The sequence below is a fragment of the Sorangium sp. So ce590 genome (assembly GCF_051521365.1).
Classification (GTDB): domain Bacteria; phylum Myxococcota_A; class Polyangia; order Polyangiales; family Polyangiaceae; genus Sorangium.
Genome location: NZ_CP150346.1, coordinates 7595325 through 7611123 on the forward strand (window position 1 = coordinate 7595325; position 15799 = coordinate 7611123).

Annotated in this window: 15 protein-coding genes; 8 read left to right on the forward strand and 7 right to left on the reverse strand. The window is 72.7% G+C overall.

Going from position 1 to position 15799, the window contains the following annotated elements; genetic code table 11:
• Window positions 1-79: 79 nt before the first annotated feature.
• The 4 genes from WMF28_RS28400 to tpx all read left to right on the forward strand — a co-directional run bounded on the left by WMF28_RS28400 (window position 80) and on the right by tpx (window position 4644).
• Window positions 80-1432: an endo-1,4-beta-glucanase gene (locus WMF28_RS28400; RefSeq protein ID WP_437596460.1), complete on the forward strand. Its 1353-nt coding sequence runs from the start codon at window positions 80-82 to the stop codon at window positions 1430-1432.
• Between the two features lie 353 nt (window positions 1433-1785).
• A complete protein-coding gene (locus WMF28_RS28405; protein ID WP_437596461.1) occupies window positions 1786-3081 on the forward strand; it encodes an SGNH/GDSL hydrolase family protein in 1296 nt (431 codons plus the stop codon).
• A 415-nt stretch (window positions 3082-3496) separates the two neighbouring features.
• Window positions 3497-3868 carry a hypothetical protein gene (locus tag WMF28_RS28410; RefSeq protein WP_437596462.1) on the forward strand — a complete coding sequence of 124 codons (372 nt, stop codon included), beginning with the start codon at window positions 3497-3499 and terminating at the stop codon, window positions 3866-3868.
• A gap of 281 nt (window positions 3869-4149) precedes the next feature.
• A complete protein-coding gene (tpx, locus tag WMF28_RS28415; RefSeq protein WP_437574250.1) occupies window positions 4150-4644 on the forward strand; it encodes a thiol peroxidase in 495 nt (164 codons plus the stop codon).
• A gap of 24 nt (window positions 4645-4668) precedes the next feature.
• On the opposite strand, the gene WMF28_RS28420 is transcribed toward tpx, so the two are convergent.
• Complete coding sequence (locus tag WMF28_RS28420; RefSeq protein ID WP_437596463.1) at window positions 4669-6138, reverse strand: cytochrome P450; 1470 nt, start codon at window positions 6136-6138, stop codon at window positions 4669-4671.
• 244 nt (window positions 6139-6382) lie between these two features.
• On the opposite strand from WMF28_RS28420, the gene WMF28_RS28425 reads away from it, so the two are divergent.
• Both WMF28_RS28425 and WMF28_RS28430 read left to right on the forward strand, forming a co-directional pair.
• Complete coding sequence (locus tag WMF28_RS28425; protein ID WP_437596464.1) at window positions 6383-7366, forward strand: 1-acyl-sn-glycerol-3-phosphate acyltransferase; 984 nt, start codon at window positions 6383-6385, stop codon at window positions 7364-7366.
• A gap of 374 nt (window positions 7367-7740) precedes the next feature.
• Window positions 7741-8271, forward strand: coding sequence for a hypothetical protein (locus tag WMF28_RS28430; RefSeq protein ID WP_437596465.1), 531 nt, complete (start codon window positions 7741-7743; stop codon window positions 8269-8271).
• Window positions 8272-8275: 4 nt separating this feature from the next.
• Here WMF28_RS28430 and WMF28_RS28435 read toward each other — a convergent pair whose 3' ends face one another.
• The 4 genes from WMF28_RS28435 to WMF28_RS28450 form a co-directional block, all read right to left on the reverse strand.
• Window positions 8276-9322, reverse strand: coding sequence for a glycosyltransferase family 4 protein (locus WMF28_RS28435; protein WP_437596466.1), 1047 nt, complete (start codon window positions 9320-9322; stop codon window positions 8276-8278).
• Between the two features lie 137 nt (window positions 9323-9459).
• A complete protein-coding gene (locus tag WMF28_RS28440) occupies window positions 9460-9858 on the reverse strand; it encodes a 6-pyruvoyl trahydropterin synthase family protein (protein ID WP_437596467.1) in 399 nt (132 codons plus the stop codon).
• 9 nt (window positions 9859-9867) lie between these two features.
• A complete protein-coding gene (locus WMF28_RS28445; RefSeq protein WP_437596468.1) occupies window positions 9868-10971 on the reverse strand; it encodes a zinc-dependent alcohol dehydrogenase in 1104 nt (367 codons plus the stop codon).
• Window positions 10955-11644 carry a RibD family protein gene (locus tag WMF28_RS28450; protein ID WP_437596469.1) on the reverse strand — a complete coding sequence of 230 codons (690 nt, stop codon included), beginning with the start codon at window positions 11642-11644 and terminating at the stop codon, window positions 10955-10957. The genes WMF28_RS28445 and WMF28_RS28450 overlap by 17 nt, the downstream gene beginning before the upstream one ends.
• 339 nt (window positions 11645-11983) lie before the next feature.
• Here WMF28_RS28450 and WMF28_RS28455 point away from each other — a divergent pair, with 339 nt between their 5' ends.
• Both WMF28_RS28455 and WMF28_RS28460 read left to right on the forward strand, forming a co-directional pair.
• Window positions 11984-12673, forward strand: a complete 690-nt coding sequence (locus WMF28_RS28455; protein ID WP_437596470.1) for a hypothetical protein — start codon at window positions 11984-11986, stop codon at window positions 12671-12673.
• 110 nt (window positions 12674-12783) lie between these two features.
• Window positions 12784-13779 (forward strand): alpha/beta hydrolase family esterase, encoded by a 996-nt coding sequence (locus tag WMF28_RS28460; RefSeq protein WP_437596471.1) that lies wholly within the window; start codon window positions 12784-12786, stop codon window positions 13777-13779.
• Between the two features lie 33 nt (window positions 13780-13812).
• Here the strand turns inward: WMF28_RS28460 and WMF28_RS28465 are convergent, their stop codons facing one another.
• Together WMF28_RS28465 and WMF28_RS28470 are read right to left on the reverse strand one after the other, a co-directional pair.
• On the reverse strand, window positions 13813-14490 hold the full coding sequence (locus tag WMF28_RS28465; RefSeq protein WP_437596472.1) for a hypothetical protein: 678 nt from the start codon (window positions 14488-14490) through the stop codon (window positions 13813-13815).
• Window positions 14491-14732: 242 nt separating this feature from the next.
• Window positions 14733-15638: a pectinesterase family protein gene (locus WMF28_RS28470; protein WP_437596473.1), complete on the reverse strand. Its 906-nt coding sequence runs from the start codon at window positions 15636-15638 to the stop codon at window positions 14733-14735.
• Window positions 15639-15799 lie beyond the last annotated feature (161 nt).

A 15799-nucleotide genomic window follows, 5' to 3' on the forward strand; every position in this document is an offset into this window, starting at 1 on the left:
CAGAACGTTACGCGCCGAGTCACTGAACCGATTAAGAGATCGGGCTGGCTCGCTCGCGCGTTTCTGGCGATAATCGGCCATGCGCAACTGGCTTCTTCTTGTTGGGGTTCTCCAGCTCACCACGGCTGGACTGGGCTGTGGCGACGGGGCAGGCTACGGCGGCGAGGGCGGCGAGGGCGGCGCGGGCGGCGACCCGGCGGACAGCGGCCCTACCGGCAGCGGCTCCTGGGGCACGGCCGGGCCGACAGGCACGGGCGCCGGCTCGCCCACCGGCACGGGCGCCGGCTCGCCCACCGGCACGGGCGCCGGCTCGCCCACGGGCGGGCCCGCGAGCACGGGCAGCGGCGACCCCGTGGGCAGCAGCACCAGCAGCGGCGGAGAGCCCAGCACCTGCACCGAGGAGGACGTCTGTCCGTTCGACGCAGGGGTCGAGATCGCCTGCCGCCTCCGCTTCATGTACGGCGTCAACTACGCCTGGCGCGACTTCGGCGCCGATTTCGGCGGTCAGTCCCGGTGGAGCCAGGCGGGCATCTCGGGCAAGCGGGGCCAGGTGCTCGCCGATCTCCAGGACATGCGCGCCAACGGCGTCGACGTGGTCCGCTGGTGGATCTACCCCCGCTTCTACGGGGACCAGATCACGTTCGACGGGCAGGGCAACCCGACCGGGCTCGGCGGCACCTCGAAGCAGGACATCCTGGCGGCGCTCGAGCTCGCGGACCAGGCGCAGGTCAACGTGATGTTCACGCTGTTCTCCTTCGACGGCTTCCACAAGACGTCGCACAACCCGCCGAACGGCCTGTCGGTCTGGAGCATGGGGCCCCTCGTCGCGGACGCGGGCCGGCGCGCCCGGCTCATCGAGAACGTCGTCCGGCCCATCGCCCAGACGGTCGCGTCGAGCCCGCACCGCAGCCGCATGCTGGCCTGGGACGTCATCAACGAGCCCGAGTGGGCGATGACCGGGCCGAGCCTCCACGGCGACGACCCGCCGTTCGAGGGGGACTCCAGCAAGTTCGACCTCGTCACGCACCCGCAGATGGAGGCGCTCGCCAAGGAGTCGGCCGCCGTGCTGAGGGGCGAGACCGGCGCGCCCGTGAGCGTCGGCAGCGCCGCGATCAAGTGGGGTCAGGCGTGGACGAAGTCGGACGTCGACTTCTACCAGGTCCACATGTACGGCTGGGTCAACGACCACTTCGCGTACAACAAGCCCCTCTCCGAGTACGGGCTCACGGACAAGCCGGTCGTCATGGGCGAGTTCCCCATCAACATGGCCGAGATGAACGTGGGCTACGACAAGTTCGTGAGCGATCTCTACAACATCGGCTATGCGGGCGCGCTCTCCTGGTCGATCACCGATGGGAACTTCCCCTGGTCGTCCCACAAGACCGCCGTGAAGGCGTTCGCCGATCAGCACCCCTGCGAGACGCGGTACTGAGCACCGGGTGAGCGCCGCTGTCCGCGGCGCCCCGCACCGCTCCATCGAAGCCGAACCTGGCTGTCACGCCGGCGTGGCGAGCTCGTCCCGGACAGGCCAGGCCGCGCCGGTGTGACAGATTGCCCCAGCGTGTGGCGCATTGGCGCATGGGCGCTCGGCGGCGCCCTATCGAGCCCGGCGAGGCCATCTTTCGGGGTGCCGGCGCTCCTTCTCCGCTCCTCCGGCGGCTCATGCCGCCCCCCGGGGCATCTACCGATCTCGGCGTCTCCACGCCCGCATCGCGGAGTCTGGTCCCGGTTCGCAGGGAAAGATTGGTGTTGTGTGCGCCACGGGCCTGCAGCATCCTCCGCCGCATGAAGACAGCTGCTTACACAAGCCTCCCGAAGCTCGCTTTCGCCGTCTGCATCGCCTTGTCGGCGCTGGCCGGGTGCGGGGACGACGATCCGAACGGGACGACGGGCGCAGGCGCATCGACATCGACCAGCGCCTCGGGCGCAGGCGGCGACGGCGGCACCGGCGGCACCGGCGGCGCAGGCGAGGGCGGCGCAGGCGAGGGCGGCGCAGGCGCAGGCGCGACGTCGTCGAGCGCGAGCGGCACCGGCGGGGGAAACCCCTCCGGGGACACCATCCGCTTCATCGGCCGCTTCGACACGACGAAGCCCGAAGGCCCCCGCTTCTCCTGGGCCGGCAGCGCGATCGCCACGCGGTTCTCGGGGACGTCGATCAGCGTCCGCTTCAACGACGCGTCGACCGCGGCGCAATCCAACTTCTTCCAGGTGGTGATCGACGGCGAATCGAAGGGCGTCCTCAAGGTCAACGGAGACGAGGAGCTCTACAAGGTCGCCGAAGGGCTGCCCGACGGCGAGCACGATCTCCTGCTCCACCGCCGGACCGAGCCGCTGGTCGGCGTGACGCAGTTCGTCGAGTTCGTCCCGGAGCAGGGCGAGGCGCTCCTGCCGGTCCCGCCCGCGCCCGAGCGCCGGATCGAGGTGATCGGCGACTCGATCTCCGCCGGCTACGGCGTCGACGGCGCGGACGAGACCTGCCCCTTCACGAGCGACACGGAGAACAACTACCTTGCCTACAGCGCCCTGACGGGCCGGATGCTCGAGGCCGACACCACGATCGTCGCCTGGTCCGGCAGAGGCGTTTACCGGAACTACGACGATGAAGCGGCCGACACCATGCCGAAGATCTACGGCCGGACGATCGCCGACGAGCCGCAGCCCGCATGGGACTTCTCGTCCTGGGTGCCGCAGGTCGTCGTGATCAACCTGGGCACGAACGACTTCAGCATCAACGTCCCGGCCGACGCCCAGTTCCGTGGGCCGTTCACGAACGCCTACGCAGGCCTCGTCGACACGGTCAGGAAGAACTATCCGGACGCGTTCATCTTCTGCACCATCGGGCCCATGCTCAGCGACGGTTTCCCGGAGGGCGCCGAGGCGCTCAGCCGCGCGCGCGACTACATCGGCCAGGTGGTGGAGGACCGGACCGAAAGCGGCGACGATCGGGTGCGCTTCCTCGAGTTCCCCCCGCACGCCAAGGAGACGGATGGGCTCGGCTGCGACTGGCACCCGAGCGCGAAGAAGAACCAGCAGATGGCCCAGCAGCTCTCCGAGGCCATCAGCGAAGAGCTCGGCTGGTAAGAGCAGGGCGACGAGGCGCAGGGACATCGATCCCCTCCCCCGCGCCCCCAGCCGCGCCGCGGCTCGTCGCTCTCTGCGCTCCATCGAGCAGCCTACCCACCAGAGCGACCTTTTCTCCAGCACCCCGCAGCAGCTCGACGCGCCGAGCCACCGCGGTACGACCGCCGTGCGGCGCCGGAGCATCGTGTCACCGGCGCCTCTCATCCGCTGTGGCACGCCGCTACACCCGCTGCACATCCGGTACAGCGCGCGCGCCACGGCGCGCGAAAACCGATCCGATTTCCTCGCCAAAGCGTGATCAGGATGGCGTTCCAGCCTTGGTACACGCGGTGCATCTCTTTTTATATCAGAACACCGGGCGGGCGGCGCAGCGGGAAGCGCGTGGGAGTGCCGCCGAGCGAGGAGATGATCCATCATGCAGACCAAGCAAGGCGGCTCCCAGCGGGCCACCCGCAGAAGCCACGGACAGGATATCGTGGAGGCAGCGCGCAATAGCGCGAGTCGCGCGGACGATCGCGACGCGTTCATCCCCGACCCGGGGGACGGCCCCACGCAGGGGGTGGACGAGTTCGCCGAGCAGATCGCCGAGCAGTACCTCGCCTCCGCGACGTCGGGCAGGGGCGACACCGCCGAGGATTACGAAGACACGATGGATTCCGAGGAGCTCGGGGGCCCCTTCATCGTCACCACGGCCGAAGAGGAGATGGGGTACAGCAGGGATTCGATGAACCCCGACGACGCCGAGGTCGAGCCGTTCCCCCTGGTCAGCCGCTCGCCCATCGGCTGAGGGTCCAGCGCGAGCGGCGGCTCGCGCTGGCGGGCGCGACCGAGAGCTCGCGCTGACGGATGCGCGCGGCAGCTCTCGCCGGCAAGACGGTCCGACAGCGCATCGCCCACGCGGCAGGTCGACCGGCGCCTCGAAGCCGGCGGCCTGGGTGGATCTGCTTGGCTTCCGCCCTCCGCGCGCTTACGACCGCCGCTGCCGCACAGCTGCGCAGAAACAGCTGCACAGAAACAGCTGCGCAGAAACAGCTGCGCAGAAACAGCTGCACAGAGGAGGATACGACCATGGCTCAGACCAAGTTCAAGGGAAGCCCCGTCCACACCGCCGGCGAGCTGCCGTCCGTCGGCGCGACTGCCCCCGATTTCACGCTCGTGAAGAGCGACCTCTCGGAAGGAAAGCTCTCGTCCTATTCCGGCAAGAAGATCCTCAACATCTTCCCGAGCGTCGACACGGGGGTCTGCGCGAAGTCCGTGCGCACGTTCCACGAGCGCGCCGAGAAGCTCCCGGGCGTGACGGTGCTCAACATCTCGGCGGACCTGCCGTTCGCGCACGGCCGCTTCTGCGCGGCCGAGGGCATCAAGAACGCGGAGGGCCTCTCGACCTTCCGGGGCGATTTCGGCGAGAAGTACGGGGTCAAGCTGGTGGACGGGCCGCTCGCCGGCCTGCTCGCGCGCTCGGTCCTCGTGCTCGACGAGCAGAACAAGGTCGTCCACGCGGAGCTCGTCCCGGAGATCGCGCAGGAGCCCGACTACGACGCGGCCCTCGCCAAGGTGCGGTGAGCCGGATCGCGGGCGGCTGCGCCCTCACGTGCACGCGCGCCTGGTGAACCGGATGCGCAGCCCCTCCGGCTGCATCGCGAACGCCATCCGCTCCCGCACCGGCGCGGTGTGATCCGCGAGGTGCACCGTGAAGCTCCGGAGCACCATGCCGACCGTCACGGCGCACTCCAGGAGCGCCATCGAGCGACCCGGGCAGATGCGCGGCCCGCCGCCGAAGGCGAGCGCCATCCTCGGCTCGTGCGGCAGCGTCGCGGGCGCGCCGGCGAGCCAGCGCTCGGGGAGAAACGACTCCGGATCGCCGAAATACTCGCGCTTGCGACCCGCCGCGCGCGTGAGCGCCATGACGCCCGCGCCGGCGGGCACCGCCACGTCGCCCACCGCGGTGTCGTGGTTCGCCTCGAGGCAGAGCAGCGGCGCCGCGGAGCGCAGGCGCAGCGTCTCGTGCGTGACGGCGCTCGTGTACTCGAGGCGCTTGCTCTGCTCGAGCGTCGGGATCAGGGCGGCGCCGAGGACGCGATCCGCCTCCTCGCGAGCGCGCGCCTGCACGTCGGGGCGTGAGCCCAGGTAATAGAGGATCCACGCGAGGGTGTTCGCCGTCGTGTCCTCGCCGGCGAGCAGCATCGTGAGGACGTTCGCGTAGACCTCGGCGTCCGAGAGGCGCGCCTTCGGGTCCTCGCCGTCGCGCGCCGCGATCATGAGCTCAAGGAGCGTCCGCGGGCGGGCGGGCCGGTCCGCGCCGCCCTCGATCTCGCGCCGCGCGGCGGTCACGAGCTCGAGGATGAACCGCTTCACCGCGACCACGGCGCGGTCGTAGGCGCGGTCGGCGGGGAGGCCCAGGTAGCGCCAGTAGGGCAGCGGCGCGAGTATCCGCCGGTTCAGGCCGAGAAAGACGCGCTGGAGGTGCTCCTGGAGCGCGTCCGGCCCGCGGGCGAGCGTGTTGAGATCGCGACCGAAGGCGACCGACGAGGTGACGTCGACCGAGTAGCGCATGAGATCGCCGAGGACGTCGCGCGCGGCGCGCTCGTCGGCCGCCTGCGCCCAGAGGTCGCGCAGCCTGCCCGTGATCTCGCAGATGCTCGGGAAGAAGCTCTCGATGTGCCGCGCGTGGAACGTCGGGTTGATGAGCTGCCGCTGCTTCCGCCACGTGTCCCCGTCCGCCGAGAACAGCCCGACCATGTCCGCCTCGCGCGACACGTCCTCGATGGTGCGCATCCGCCGGAACACCGCGGGGCGGCGGTGGAGCACGTCGCGCACGAGCTCGCCGTCGGCCACGACGAGGATCGGCCGGCGGCCGAGCCGCACGACGAACAGGTCTCCATGGACGCGCCACCATCGCTCGAACTCGAGGTGCCAGCGGTCGGGGTGGATCGCGAGCAGATTGCCGATCACGGGCAGCCCCCTCGGCCCCGGGAGGTCCGCCAGCGCCCGCCGCGGGCGCGCGGGCTCGGCGCCGCGGCGGATGGAGTCATCCATGGCAGGGAGCGTGGCCTTCATGCTCTCTTCATACAGAGCCGGCGCGCCCCGGCGCAAACCCGACAGGCCATGAAGGACGCGCGCTGGTCGCGCGCTGGTAACGCTGGGCCCATCGAGGCAGGCGCGCTCTGCGTCGGCGTCCAACAGCGACGCCGGTGGGCGTGCGTCGAGGCGCTCGAGGCGGTGCGGATCCGGGCGCCTCGCGATCGGCCGGGCGGGAGCGCGGCGCTGGCGTGGCGGCGTGGGCGCGGGTAGAGACGCGGACATGGCGGAGCCGCTGGAGAGAGAGCTCGCGAGGCTGTCCGGCGAGGAGATGGTGGCGGCGCTCGGCCTCGGCGGGGCGCCCGCGTGGGTGCGCCGCGCGGGGTGCGCGGCCTTCGCGGTGCCGTCGTTGCCGCTCGGGCGGGTGCTCGCGCGGTTCGATCGGCGCACCGGCGAGGCGGGGCTCCACGTGGCGGCGCGGGAGGCGCTCTCCGGCTTCGGCGCGCGGTGGGCGGCCGACGCGGCGCCGCCGTCGCGGGGGGCGCTGCTGGTGGTGTCGAATCACCCCGGGGCCTACGACGCGCTCGCGCTGATGGCGGCGCTCGGCCGGGGGGATCTCATGATCGTCGCGGCCGAGCGGCGGTTTCTGCGGGCGCTGCCTCATGTGAGCCAGCGGCTGCTCTTCGTGCCGATCGACGCGGGCGGCGGCCGGCGCGAGCTCGCGGCGCGGACGGCCGGGGTGCGCCGCGCGCTGCGGCACCTGCGCGGCGGGGGCGCGCTGCTGCACTTCCCGGCGGGTCGCATCGAGGCGGATCCGGCGTTCGCGGGCGCGGGCGAGGCGCTGCTCGGGGCGTGGCACCCGAGCGCCGGGACGCTGCTGCGCGCGGCGGCGGCGGCGGGGGGGCGCGTCGCGGTGGCGGTCGTCTCGGGGGTGCACTCGCCGCGGGCGAAGCGGCTGGCCGTCACGCGGTGGGCCGAGCGCCGCGGGATCAGCACGCTGGCGCCGCTCCTCCAGGTGGCGCTGCCGGGCTTCGGCGACGTCGACGTGCGGGTGCGGCTCGGCGAGGCGCGGGAGGCGGCGGCGGTGGTGGCGGGCGGGAGGGACGATGACGCGGGGCTCACGCGGCGGCTCCGGGAGGAGGCGGCGGCGCTGCTCGCGGGGGACGCGAGGGGCGCGGGGGGCTCACCTCTCCAGCGGCCCTCCAGGCCTTGGGTCCGCTCGCCGGGGGACGACAGAAAACGAGATTGTCCCGGCTGCTGCGGTTGAGTGCATGCAACCGCCTCAAGCGGTCGGCCGACGCCACGGACAGCCAGACATCTGACCAGGAATCCATCGTGCAAGACGAGAGCACGAGAGGACGAGAGCACCGCCACGCGCCACGGCAGTTCGAGCCGATGCGATGAAGCGCACAGGCGAGTCCATTCCCGCGAACAGGACAAAATTGTCGCAACCTGAGCTGATTATCGTCCGAAAGGCGCACGAAAGGTGATGAGGGTCGACGGGAAGACGGATTTCCACACTCCCGGCCCTGATCATTCCCATGGGCTCGCGCAAATTACCGCGGCAAAACGCGCAAATTGGTCGATTTGCAGATTGACTTGTGGATCGACCACGCATGATCCTCACGACTGAGGACACCCATGCTCAGAACACTGCTCGCCACCGCGTTGTTGCTCGCGCCGCTCGGGTGCGGCAGCGACTTCGAGCCGCCGCTGGTCGCGGGGAGAGCCGTGCTCACCCTCGGGGCGAAGCAGTTCTTTCTCGACACGGGCAACAACGGGGAGACCGCGGTCGCGTTCGACGAGGACAATCAGCGCAGCTGGTACACCGATTGTGGGGTGAAAGGCGATGAGTTCGAGGTGATGATCCTCAACAGTCCAATCCGCGAGAAGAAGGGGTTCTGGGGGATCACCCTCCGCGCATCCCACGACATGAGCCAGGACGCCTGGAACGTGTCCGCCAACCTGGGCGACGACGCGCTCAACGGTGTTTGCCAGCTGAACCACAAGACGACGCGCGAGAAGGACCCTTACGAGGGGGAGCTCTCCGTGGCGGCGTGCATCGTGAAGGACCCGACCCCCGACGCGGACGGCCTGCAGGAGGCCCGGTTCGACGCCTTCGTCCGCGCCAAGCGGTGCTTCCTGCGCAATCCCGTCGGCGTCGCGGAATGACGGCTCAGCGCGCCGTCGCCACCCGCGCGAGCACCGCGCGCACCGCGACCGCGGCGCCGTCCCAGGTGGGCAGCGCCGCAGCCCGGAGCAGCGCCGCGCGGCGCATGCTCTCCCGCAACGCCCCGTCCTCGATGAAGCGGGAGAGCGCCCGCACGAGCCCCTCGCCGTCGTCCCACAGCAGCGCCTCGGCGCCGTCCTGCACGACCTCGGCGATCGCGCCAGCGCGGGCGGCGAGCACCGGGACGCCGGCGCGGACCGCCTCGGTGAGCACCATGCCGTAGCCCTCCAGCAACGAGGGCAAGACCAGCGCGTCCGTCTCGGCGAGCGCGGCCGCGAGCGCCTCGTCGTCGAGCACGCCGGGCACCGCGACGCGCGCCCGCAGGTAGGCGGAGCCGGCGATCGCCCGGCGCACCCGCTCGGCATAGGCCGGATCGCGCGCCGCATCGCCGATGAGGCGCAGCGTGGCGCGCGCGCTCCCGACCCGCTCGAACGCCGCGAGCAGCTCCAGCAGCCCCTTGCGCGGGATGAAGCTCCCCACGAACGTGAGCCGCAGCGGGCCGCCGTCCCGCGCGGCGCGGGGGCGCAAGGGGAGCCGGTCCGCGCCCGGCGTCGCCACGTCGACCCGGTCGAGCCCGTGCTCGCGCCGGAGCCGCGCCGCGCTCGTCGCGCTCGTCGCGAGGTGCGCATCGCAGAGCCGGATCACCGCCCCCTCGGCGAGCGAGAGCGCCGCGCGCCGCGGGCCGGGCGGGAGCTCCCACGCGCTCAGGTGGTGCACGAGGAGCACGCGCGCGATCCGCCGCGGCAGCGCCGCGAACGCCGGCACGAGCTCCGGGAAGCAGAGCTCGTCGCCGACCACGACGGCAGGGTCGATCCGGGCGAGGCGCCGCGCGAGCGCGAGCCCGGCCAGCGCGCGCGACCGCGGCGCCGGGTCGAGGGACACGACCTCCACGACGTCGCCCCGCGACCGCAGCCGCTCGATGACGAGCCGATCGTAGATGTACCCGCCCGTTGTCTGGTCGAGGGCGCCGTAGACGATCCAGGCGATGCGCATGGGTCCGGAGAGCAGCTCGACCTGATATACCCCCCTCGCGACGCGCAGCAACGCGACGCCTGCCCTGGCCCCGCGGCGCGGCTCGCCCGACGCCCGCCCTCGCGGCACGCCCCGCGGGGCTCGCCCGGCGGCGGGCGCTACAGGTCGCGCTCGAAGCCCGCGTACGCCGACGGCGACTCGCGGACGAGCACCCGCAGCGTCGCGCCCGGGTGCGGCGCCTCGTCGGCGGGCAGCTTCGCGATGTCCGCGGCGAGGAGGCCGGCCACGTGCTCGGCCACGCGCTCGGTCGTGGAGGTGCGCCCGGGGAAGGCCTGGTGCTCGTCGAGGTTCTGGTAGTCGATCGTGTCGAGCGCCCGGCGCAGCGCCGCGTGCAGCGCGCCGATGTCCATGACCACGTGGTGCGGGCCGAGCGCCTTCGCGCGGATCTCGACCTCGATGGCGTACGTCGCGCCGTGCATCCGGGTCGCCGGACCGAAGAACGGATCGGAGAAGCTGTGCGCGATCATCACGTGATCGCTGACGCCGAGGAGGAACATGGCAGACCTCTAGGTGGCCTCTCGCGTACCCGATCGCGCGCCGTACTGGAAGACCGTCTGCAGCCTCGCCCCGGGCGCGGCGGCGAGCTCGGCGTACACGGACGGCGCGGCGTCGAACGGGACGGGCGGGTCCAGCAGCGCGTCGAGGGCGGCGTCCTCCAGGAGGGCGCGCACCAGCGCGAAGCGCCGCGCGTGATCCCAGCGGGGCGCGCGCTCGGGCGGGATCGTCGAGACCTGGCTCGCGCGCAGGCGCAGCCGCCGGCGGTGGAACTCGGCGCCGAGCGCGACCGGGCTCGTCCGCGCCCCGTAGAACGACGCGACCGTCACCGTCGCCTCGCGCGCCGCGTGCGCGATCGCGCGGTCGAGCTCGCCCGGGTCGCCCGTCGCGGCGATGACGATGTCCGCGTCGCCGCGCGGCCGGTCGTCCTCCGGCCGGATCGCCGCGGCAGCGCCGAGCGCGAGGCCGGCCAGGCGCCGCCGCTCGCTCGGCTCGATCAGCCGCACCGCTGCCCCGGCGCGCCGCGCGAGCGCCACGACGAGCAGCCCGACGACGCCGCCCCCGAGCACCACCACGGCGTCCCCGAGGCCCACCCCCGCGTCCCACACGCACGTGATCGCCGTCTCGAGGTTCGCGGCCAGCACCGCGCGCTCGCCCGGGATCGCGCGGGGCAGCGCGCGCGCCGCGCCCGGCCCGAGCAGGTGCAGATCGCCGTGCGGCGCGAGCGCGAAGACGCGGTCGCCCAGGCCGAGCGCCGCGCCCTCGCCGCGGGCGACGACCTCGCCCACCCACGCATAGCCGTAACGGCGCGGGTAGGTCGGCGCGCCCGGCGCGTCGAGCGAGGGATCGAACGGCGTCGGCCCCTCGCCGCGGAAGAGCAGGAGCTCGGTCCCCTGGCTGACGCCCGAGGCGACCGCTCGCGCCACGACCTCGCCGGCCCGGGGCTCGCGCGGCGGGGCGCCCCGGCGCACCTCGACGAGGCCGGGCCGGACGAACCAGAGCTCACGGGCGGGCGGCGCGGGCGCCGTGAGCGGCGCGGGCATCTCCGGCGGCGCGGGCATCTCCGGCGGCGCGGGCATCTCCGGCGGCGCGGGATCGTCAGTCGGGATAGGCAACTTTCCCTCGCAAGAGCAGGTTGCTCCCCAGGAGCTCGAGCGCCGTCTCCCGCAGGTCGATCGCCGACGCGGGCGACGCCTCTCCCAGGGCGCCGACCGCGGGGATCGCCGTATCACCGAGCAGGCGCGGCGCGATCTCGACCTCCGCGCGGTCGGCGAGCCGCGCGCGCAGGAACGAGGTGAGCACGGCGCCGCCCCCCTCGACGAGCAGCCGCCGCACGCCGCGCGCGTGGAGCTCGGCGAGGGCGTGCGGCAGCGAGACGCGGTCGTGGTCGTCCGCGGGCACGACGACCACCTCCGCGCCGTGCTCCTCTAGCCGCGCGCGCGCAGCGTCCAGCGCGCGGCCTGCCGCGCCGAGGACGAGCACGCGCCCGCCGGCCGGCTGCCCTCGGCTGGACGACCGCAGCAGGCGCGCCCCCTCCGGCACGCCGAGGGCGCTCGCCAGCACGACGCGCATCGGCTGCGGGCCCTCGCACAAGCGTACGGTCAGCAGGGGATCATCGATCACGACGGTGCGGATCCCGACGAGCACCGCGTCGTGCTCCGCGCGCGCCCGGTGGGCGTGCTCGAGCCCCGCGGGCGTGCTGATCTCGACGCGCTCGTTGAGGGTCGCGATGCGGCCGTCGAGCGTCTGGGCGAAGTGGAGCGTGACCACCGGGCGCGGAGGGCTCATGGCGTGCTCGCGGGCGCCCGCGCGGCGCGGCTGACCGCGCGCGCCGCGCGGGCGTTGGGGGACGGCGTCTTCGTCCCGAGCCGGAAATCGAGCCTCCGCGCCACGGCGCCACTCTAGAACAGAACGCCTTATCCGGGGAGGAGGGCGCGCCCTGAGGAGCGCGCGGCGCTCGCGCCGGATGAGCAGGGCCCCCGGGTTGCCCGTCTGAACTTGTACCCCGTCTCCGAGCGCCTTCATGCCCACGACGGAAGCCTTCATGCCCGCGACGGAAGCCTTCGCGAAGGCGGCGGGGCCAGAGCTCGCTTGCCGCGCCGGTCCGGGCGCCTTAAGCGAGCCCCGGTGCCCATCGGCTGGCCAGATCTCTCGGCGCGCTGCGACCGCGCGGGTATCCCGCTGCGCGGCGGCTTCCACCCCCTCGACGCCGACGGCGTCCCCGCGGCCGGAGGCCTCGCCGCGGGGACGCTCGTCCTGCTCGGCCATGCCGGCCCGTCCATGTGGCGCGCCTTCTCCCGCGCTCGCGCGCAGGCCCCCGATCTCGCGCTCGACGACTGGACCCTCGCGGTGGTCTCCGCGCTCGCCGCGGAGCTCGGCGCGGCCGCGCTGTTCCCCTTCACCGGCCCTCCGTACTGGCCTTTCCAGCGCTGGGCGCAGCGGGCCGAGCCGGTGTACCCGTCGCCCCTCGGCATCCTCATCCACCCGCGGTTCGGCCTCTGGCACGGGTATCGCGCCGCCCTCGTCTTCGCCGAGCGGCTGTCGCTCCCGCCGCGCGAGGCCCCGCCGAGCCCCTGCGCGTCCTGCGCCGACAAGCCCTGTCTTGGCGCCTGCCCCGTCTCCGCGTTCTCGCCCCGCAGCTACGATGTCGCCGCCTGCGTCGGCCGCCTCGACGCCGAGCCCGCCGGGGCGTGCATGACCGGAGGGTGCCTGTCGCGCCGCGCGTGCCCGGTCGGGCAAGAGCACATCTATCCCGACGAGCAACGCCGCTTCCACATGCGCGCGTTCCGCCGCGCCGCGCCGCCCGCGGGACGCTAGACCAGAGCGCCGCGTCGCCCGAAGCCGCGAAGCGGGGGCACGACGCACCCGGCGTGCAGGACGCGATCGCAGGTGACAGCACGGGACCGCTGGCAGATAGTGAGCCCGCCATGCTCCAGCGCCCCCTGCCAGCCCTGATCGCCTCGCTCTCTCTCGTGGTCGCGTGCAGCAGCGACAACCCCGGCGCGGGCGGTGGAGGCGCAGGCGGCGCGATCTCCCAGGACGGAGGCGGCGGCGGCGCAGGCGGCGCGGCATCCGGTGCGTCGGGCAGCACAGGCAGCGGCGCGGGCGGCGGCGGCACGTCCGGCAGCGGGAGCGCACAGGGGAGCTCGACAGCCAGCAGCGGCGGTGGCTCCGGCGGCGCGAGCCCGACGCCGAGCGCCGGCTGCGACAAGGACGCCTCGCAGCCCCTCGCGCAGTGGGTCGCGCAACCCGACCTGAACATCGAGTCGGTCGATCGGAAGTGGTGGGTATGGCTGCCCGCGAAGTACGACCCGACGCGAGCCTACCCGGTGGTGTTTCTCTTTCATGGCTGCAGCTCGGGCGACAACAACGTGCCGATGCAGCGCCAGACAGGGGAGGACGCCATCCTGGTGCGCGGCGTCGGCGTGTCGAGCAACACCTGCTGGGACGCGTCCGCGAACGGCCCAGACGTCGCTTTCTTCGATCGGATGCTCGACGCCGTGCTCCAGGATCACTGCGCCGACGCGTCGCGCGTCTTCGCGGCCGGTTACAGCAGCGGCGCGTGGCTCATCAACACGCTCGAGTGCCGTCGCGGCGACAGGCTGCGCGCCGCCGGGTCGGTGGCGGGCGGCGCGGTGAACCCCCGCGACTGCGTCGGACAGGTCGCGCGCATCTTCGTGCACGACGCGAACGACAGGGACAACGACATCAGCGGCAGCGTTGTCGAGCGCGACCGCCTGCTCGAGGCCAATCACTGCGACGCCGAGCGCGAACCGGTGCCCGAGGCGCCGTCGCCGTGCGTGCGCTATCAGGGCTGCGACGAGGGGTACCCGGTGATCTGGTGCGAGACCAGCGGACAGGGCCACGATCGCCAGGACGCCCTCGCGCCCGCTGCGTTCTGGGGCCTGTTCACCGAGCTCTGAGCCGGAAACGAGCGACGCGCAGCTCCGCGCCGGTCAGCGCGGGCTGCACTGCACCACGCAGATGGCCGAGGCGCCCTTCGCACGCGCGCTCGCCTCGCACGACCGCTTGGCTTGCTGCGAGGCCAGGAAGCGGTCCTTCCCTCCGCCGTTGCCGAACACCATCTGATAGTTGCAGGCGCCCGCAAAGCCGCAGACGCGCACGGATGCGCTCGCCGTGCACCACCAGGACGCCCCGCCCGTCGCGCTACCGCTGCTGGGGCCTCCGTTCGAGGAGCCCTCGCTCGGCGCGGTGGGCGTCCGCCCCCCAGCCAGCGAGGGCGTCGGCGCTTCGCCCTTCCCGTCGTCGCCGGAGGGCGACGCGACATCGCCCGCCACCTCATCGGCCTCCAGGTCCGGGCGGAGCGGGGTGCTCGTCGACGCGGGCGGCACGGGCAGCAGGGGCGAGCCGCCGCCCGTCGTCGACACGTCGGAGAGCACGGGCTCGCCGACCGCTTGCTCCGGCTCCGCCCTCGCCACCAGGTACACCGCGCCGCCGATCACGACGAGGGCGCCCACGCCGAGCGCGAACAACCCGCCCACGACGGCGAGCACGATCACGAGCGGCGACACGCCGGGCTTCGGACGCTGCGGAGGAGGGTAGTAAGGCGGCCGCTGGGGAGGATAGTAAGGCGGCGGCGGCGGACGGTTCTGAGGATGCCCATGACCGAACATCCCGCAGTCGTAGCGCAACGGAGCCGTCCGCGCTGCGTGGGATACTTGCTCACGCTGTCGGCGAACGACGGTTCACGAGGCGACCGAGGCCGCCCGCACGCCGGCCTTGCCGCGCGCGCGCCTTCGCCGGCTCGGCGGGGGGAGGATCGGACCGGGGGCTCATCCCCCGCCTCGTCGCGCTCCCGGCGACGCAGAGGCCGACGTCGTTGGTCGTGAGCGACAAGGGCTGACGAGCGGCGCTCTCAGTCCGCAAAAGTGGGTGTCCAGGGCGCGAGCATGTTCTCGACCGTATAGCTTGCAGCCTCGGCCGCGCTGAGCTGCTTGGACTCGCGGGCTCGCTCGCTCGGCCTCGCGCCGGGTCCCGTGGTCATGTGCTCGGCGAAGCGCGCTGTCGCGAGCGTGTTTTCGCTCATGCGGACCCATCCGACGGCCGAGATGTGCGCGCCGAGCTCGGTTCCGAGGTAGGTGGCCGCGCCGTAGGGTCTCCAGTTGCGACCGAGGGCGATCGAACCGGACCTGATCGATCCGGCCGCCGTGGCCTTTCCTCCGAGGAACACGATTCCGAAGGGAATGGATGCGTCCGTGCTCGGCGCGGTGATCGCCGTCCCGCTCGCGACGTTATGGACCGTACAGTCCTCGAACACGGCCGTGGCGCCGCCGAAGATGAAGTCGACGGTGCCCTCGATGTAGCAATCCCTGAAGTACTGCGATCCGTTCTTCACATAGAGCGTGTCCTGGTAACCGATGGCCCGGCAGCGACGGAACTGCACGCGACTGCCGGAAACGAGGAGCGCCACGGCCTGCACGCCTGGGCCCGTGCTGTTGGCGAAGGTGATGTTCTCGGCGGAGACGTCGTTCGCGGAGATATTGACGCTGAAGCTCCCCGAGGTGCCCAGCGTGCCCCCTGCGCCGTTCGAGGTGTTCGCGTTATCGCCGTAGGTGAGCACGGTCGTCTCGGCCTGACCTGTCTGGCCGCAGAGCGTCACGTGGGGACGGTCGACGACGAGCTTCTCGGCGTAGGTCCCGGGGGCGATGCGAAGGATGGTGGGCGTCGTGTTCGACCTGGCGACGCTGTTGATCGCGGCCTGAATCGAGGTGAAATCACCCGAGCCATCTCGGTTCACCTCGATGAGCGGCCCCCTCGTCACGCTGTTGCAGTCGGACGTACCGCTGCCGCCGCCTGAACCACCTGCGCCTGAACCACCTGTGCCTGAACCACCTGCGCCTGAGCCGCCGGTCCCCGAGCTTCCGCCGGTACCGCTCGCGGGGCCGCGACACAGGCAATGGTCGGACTGGTGCCCCGAGTCGC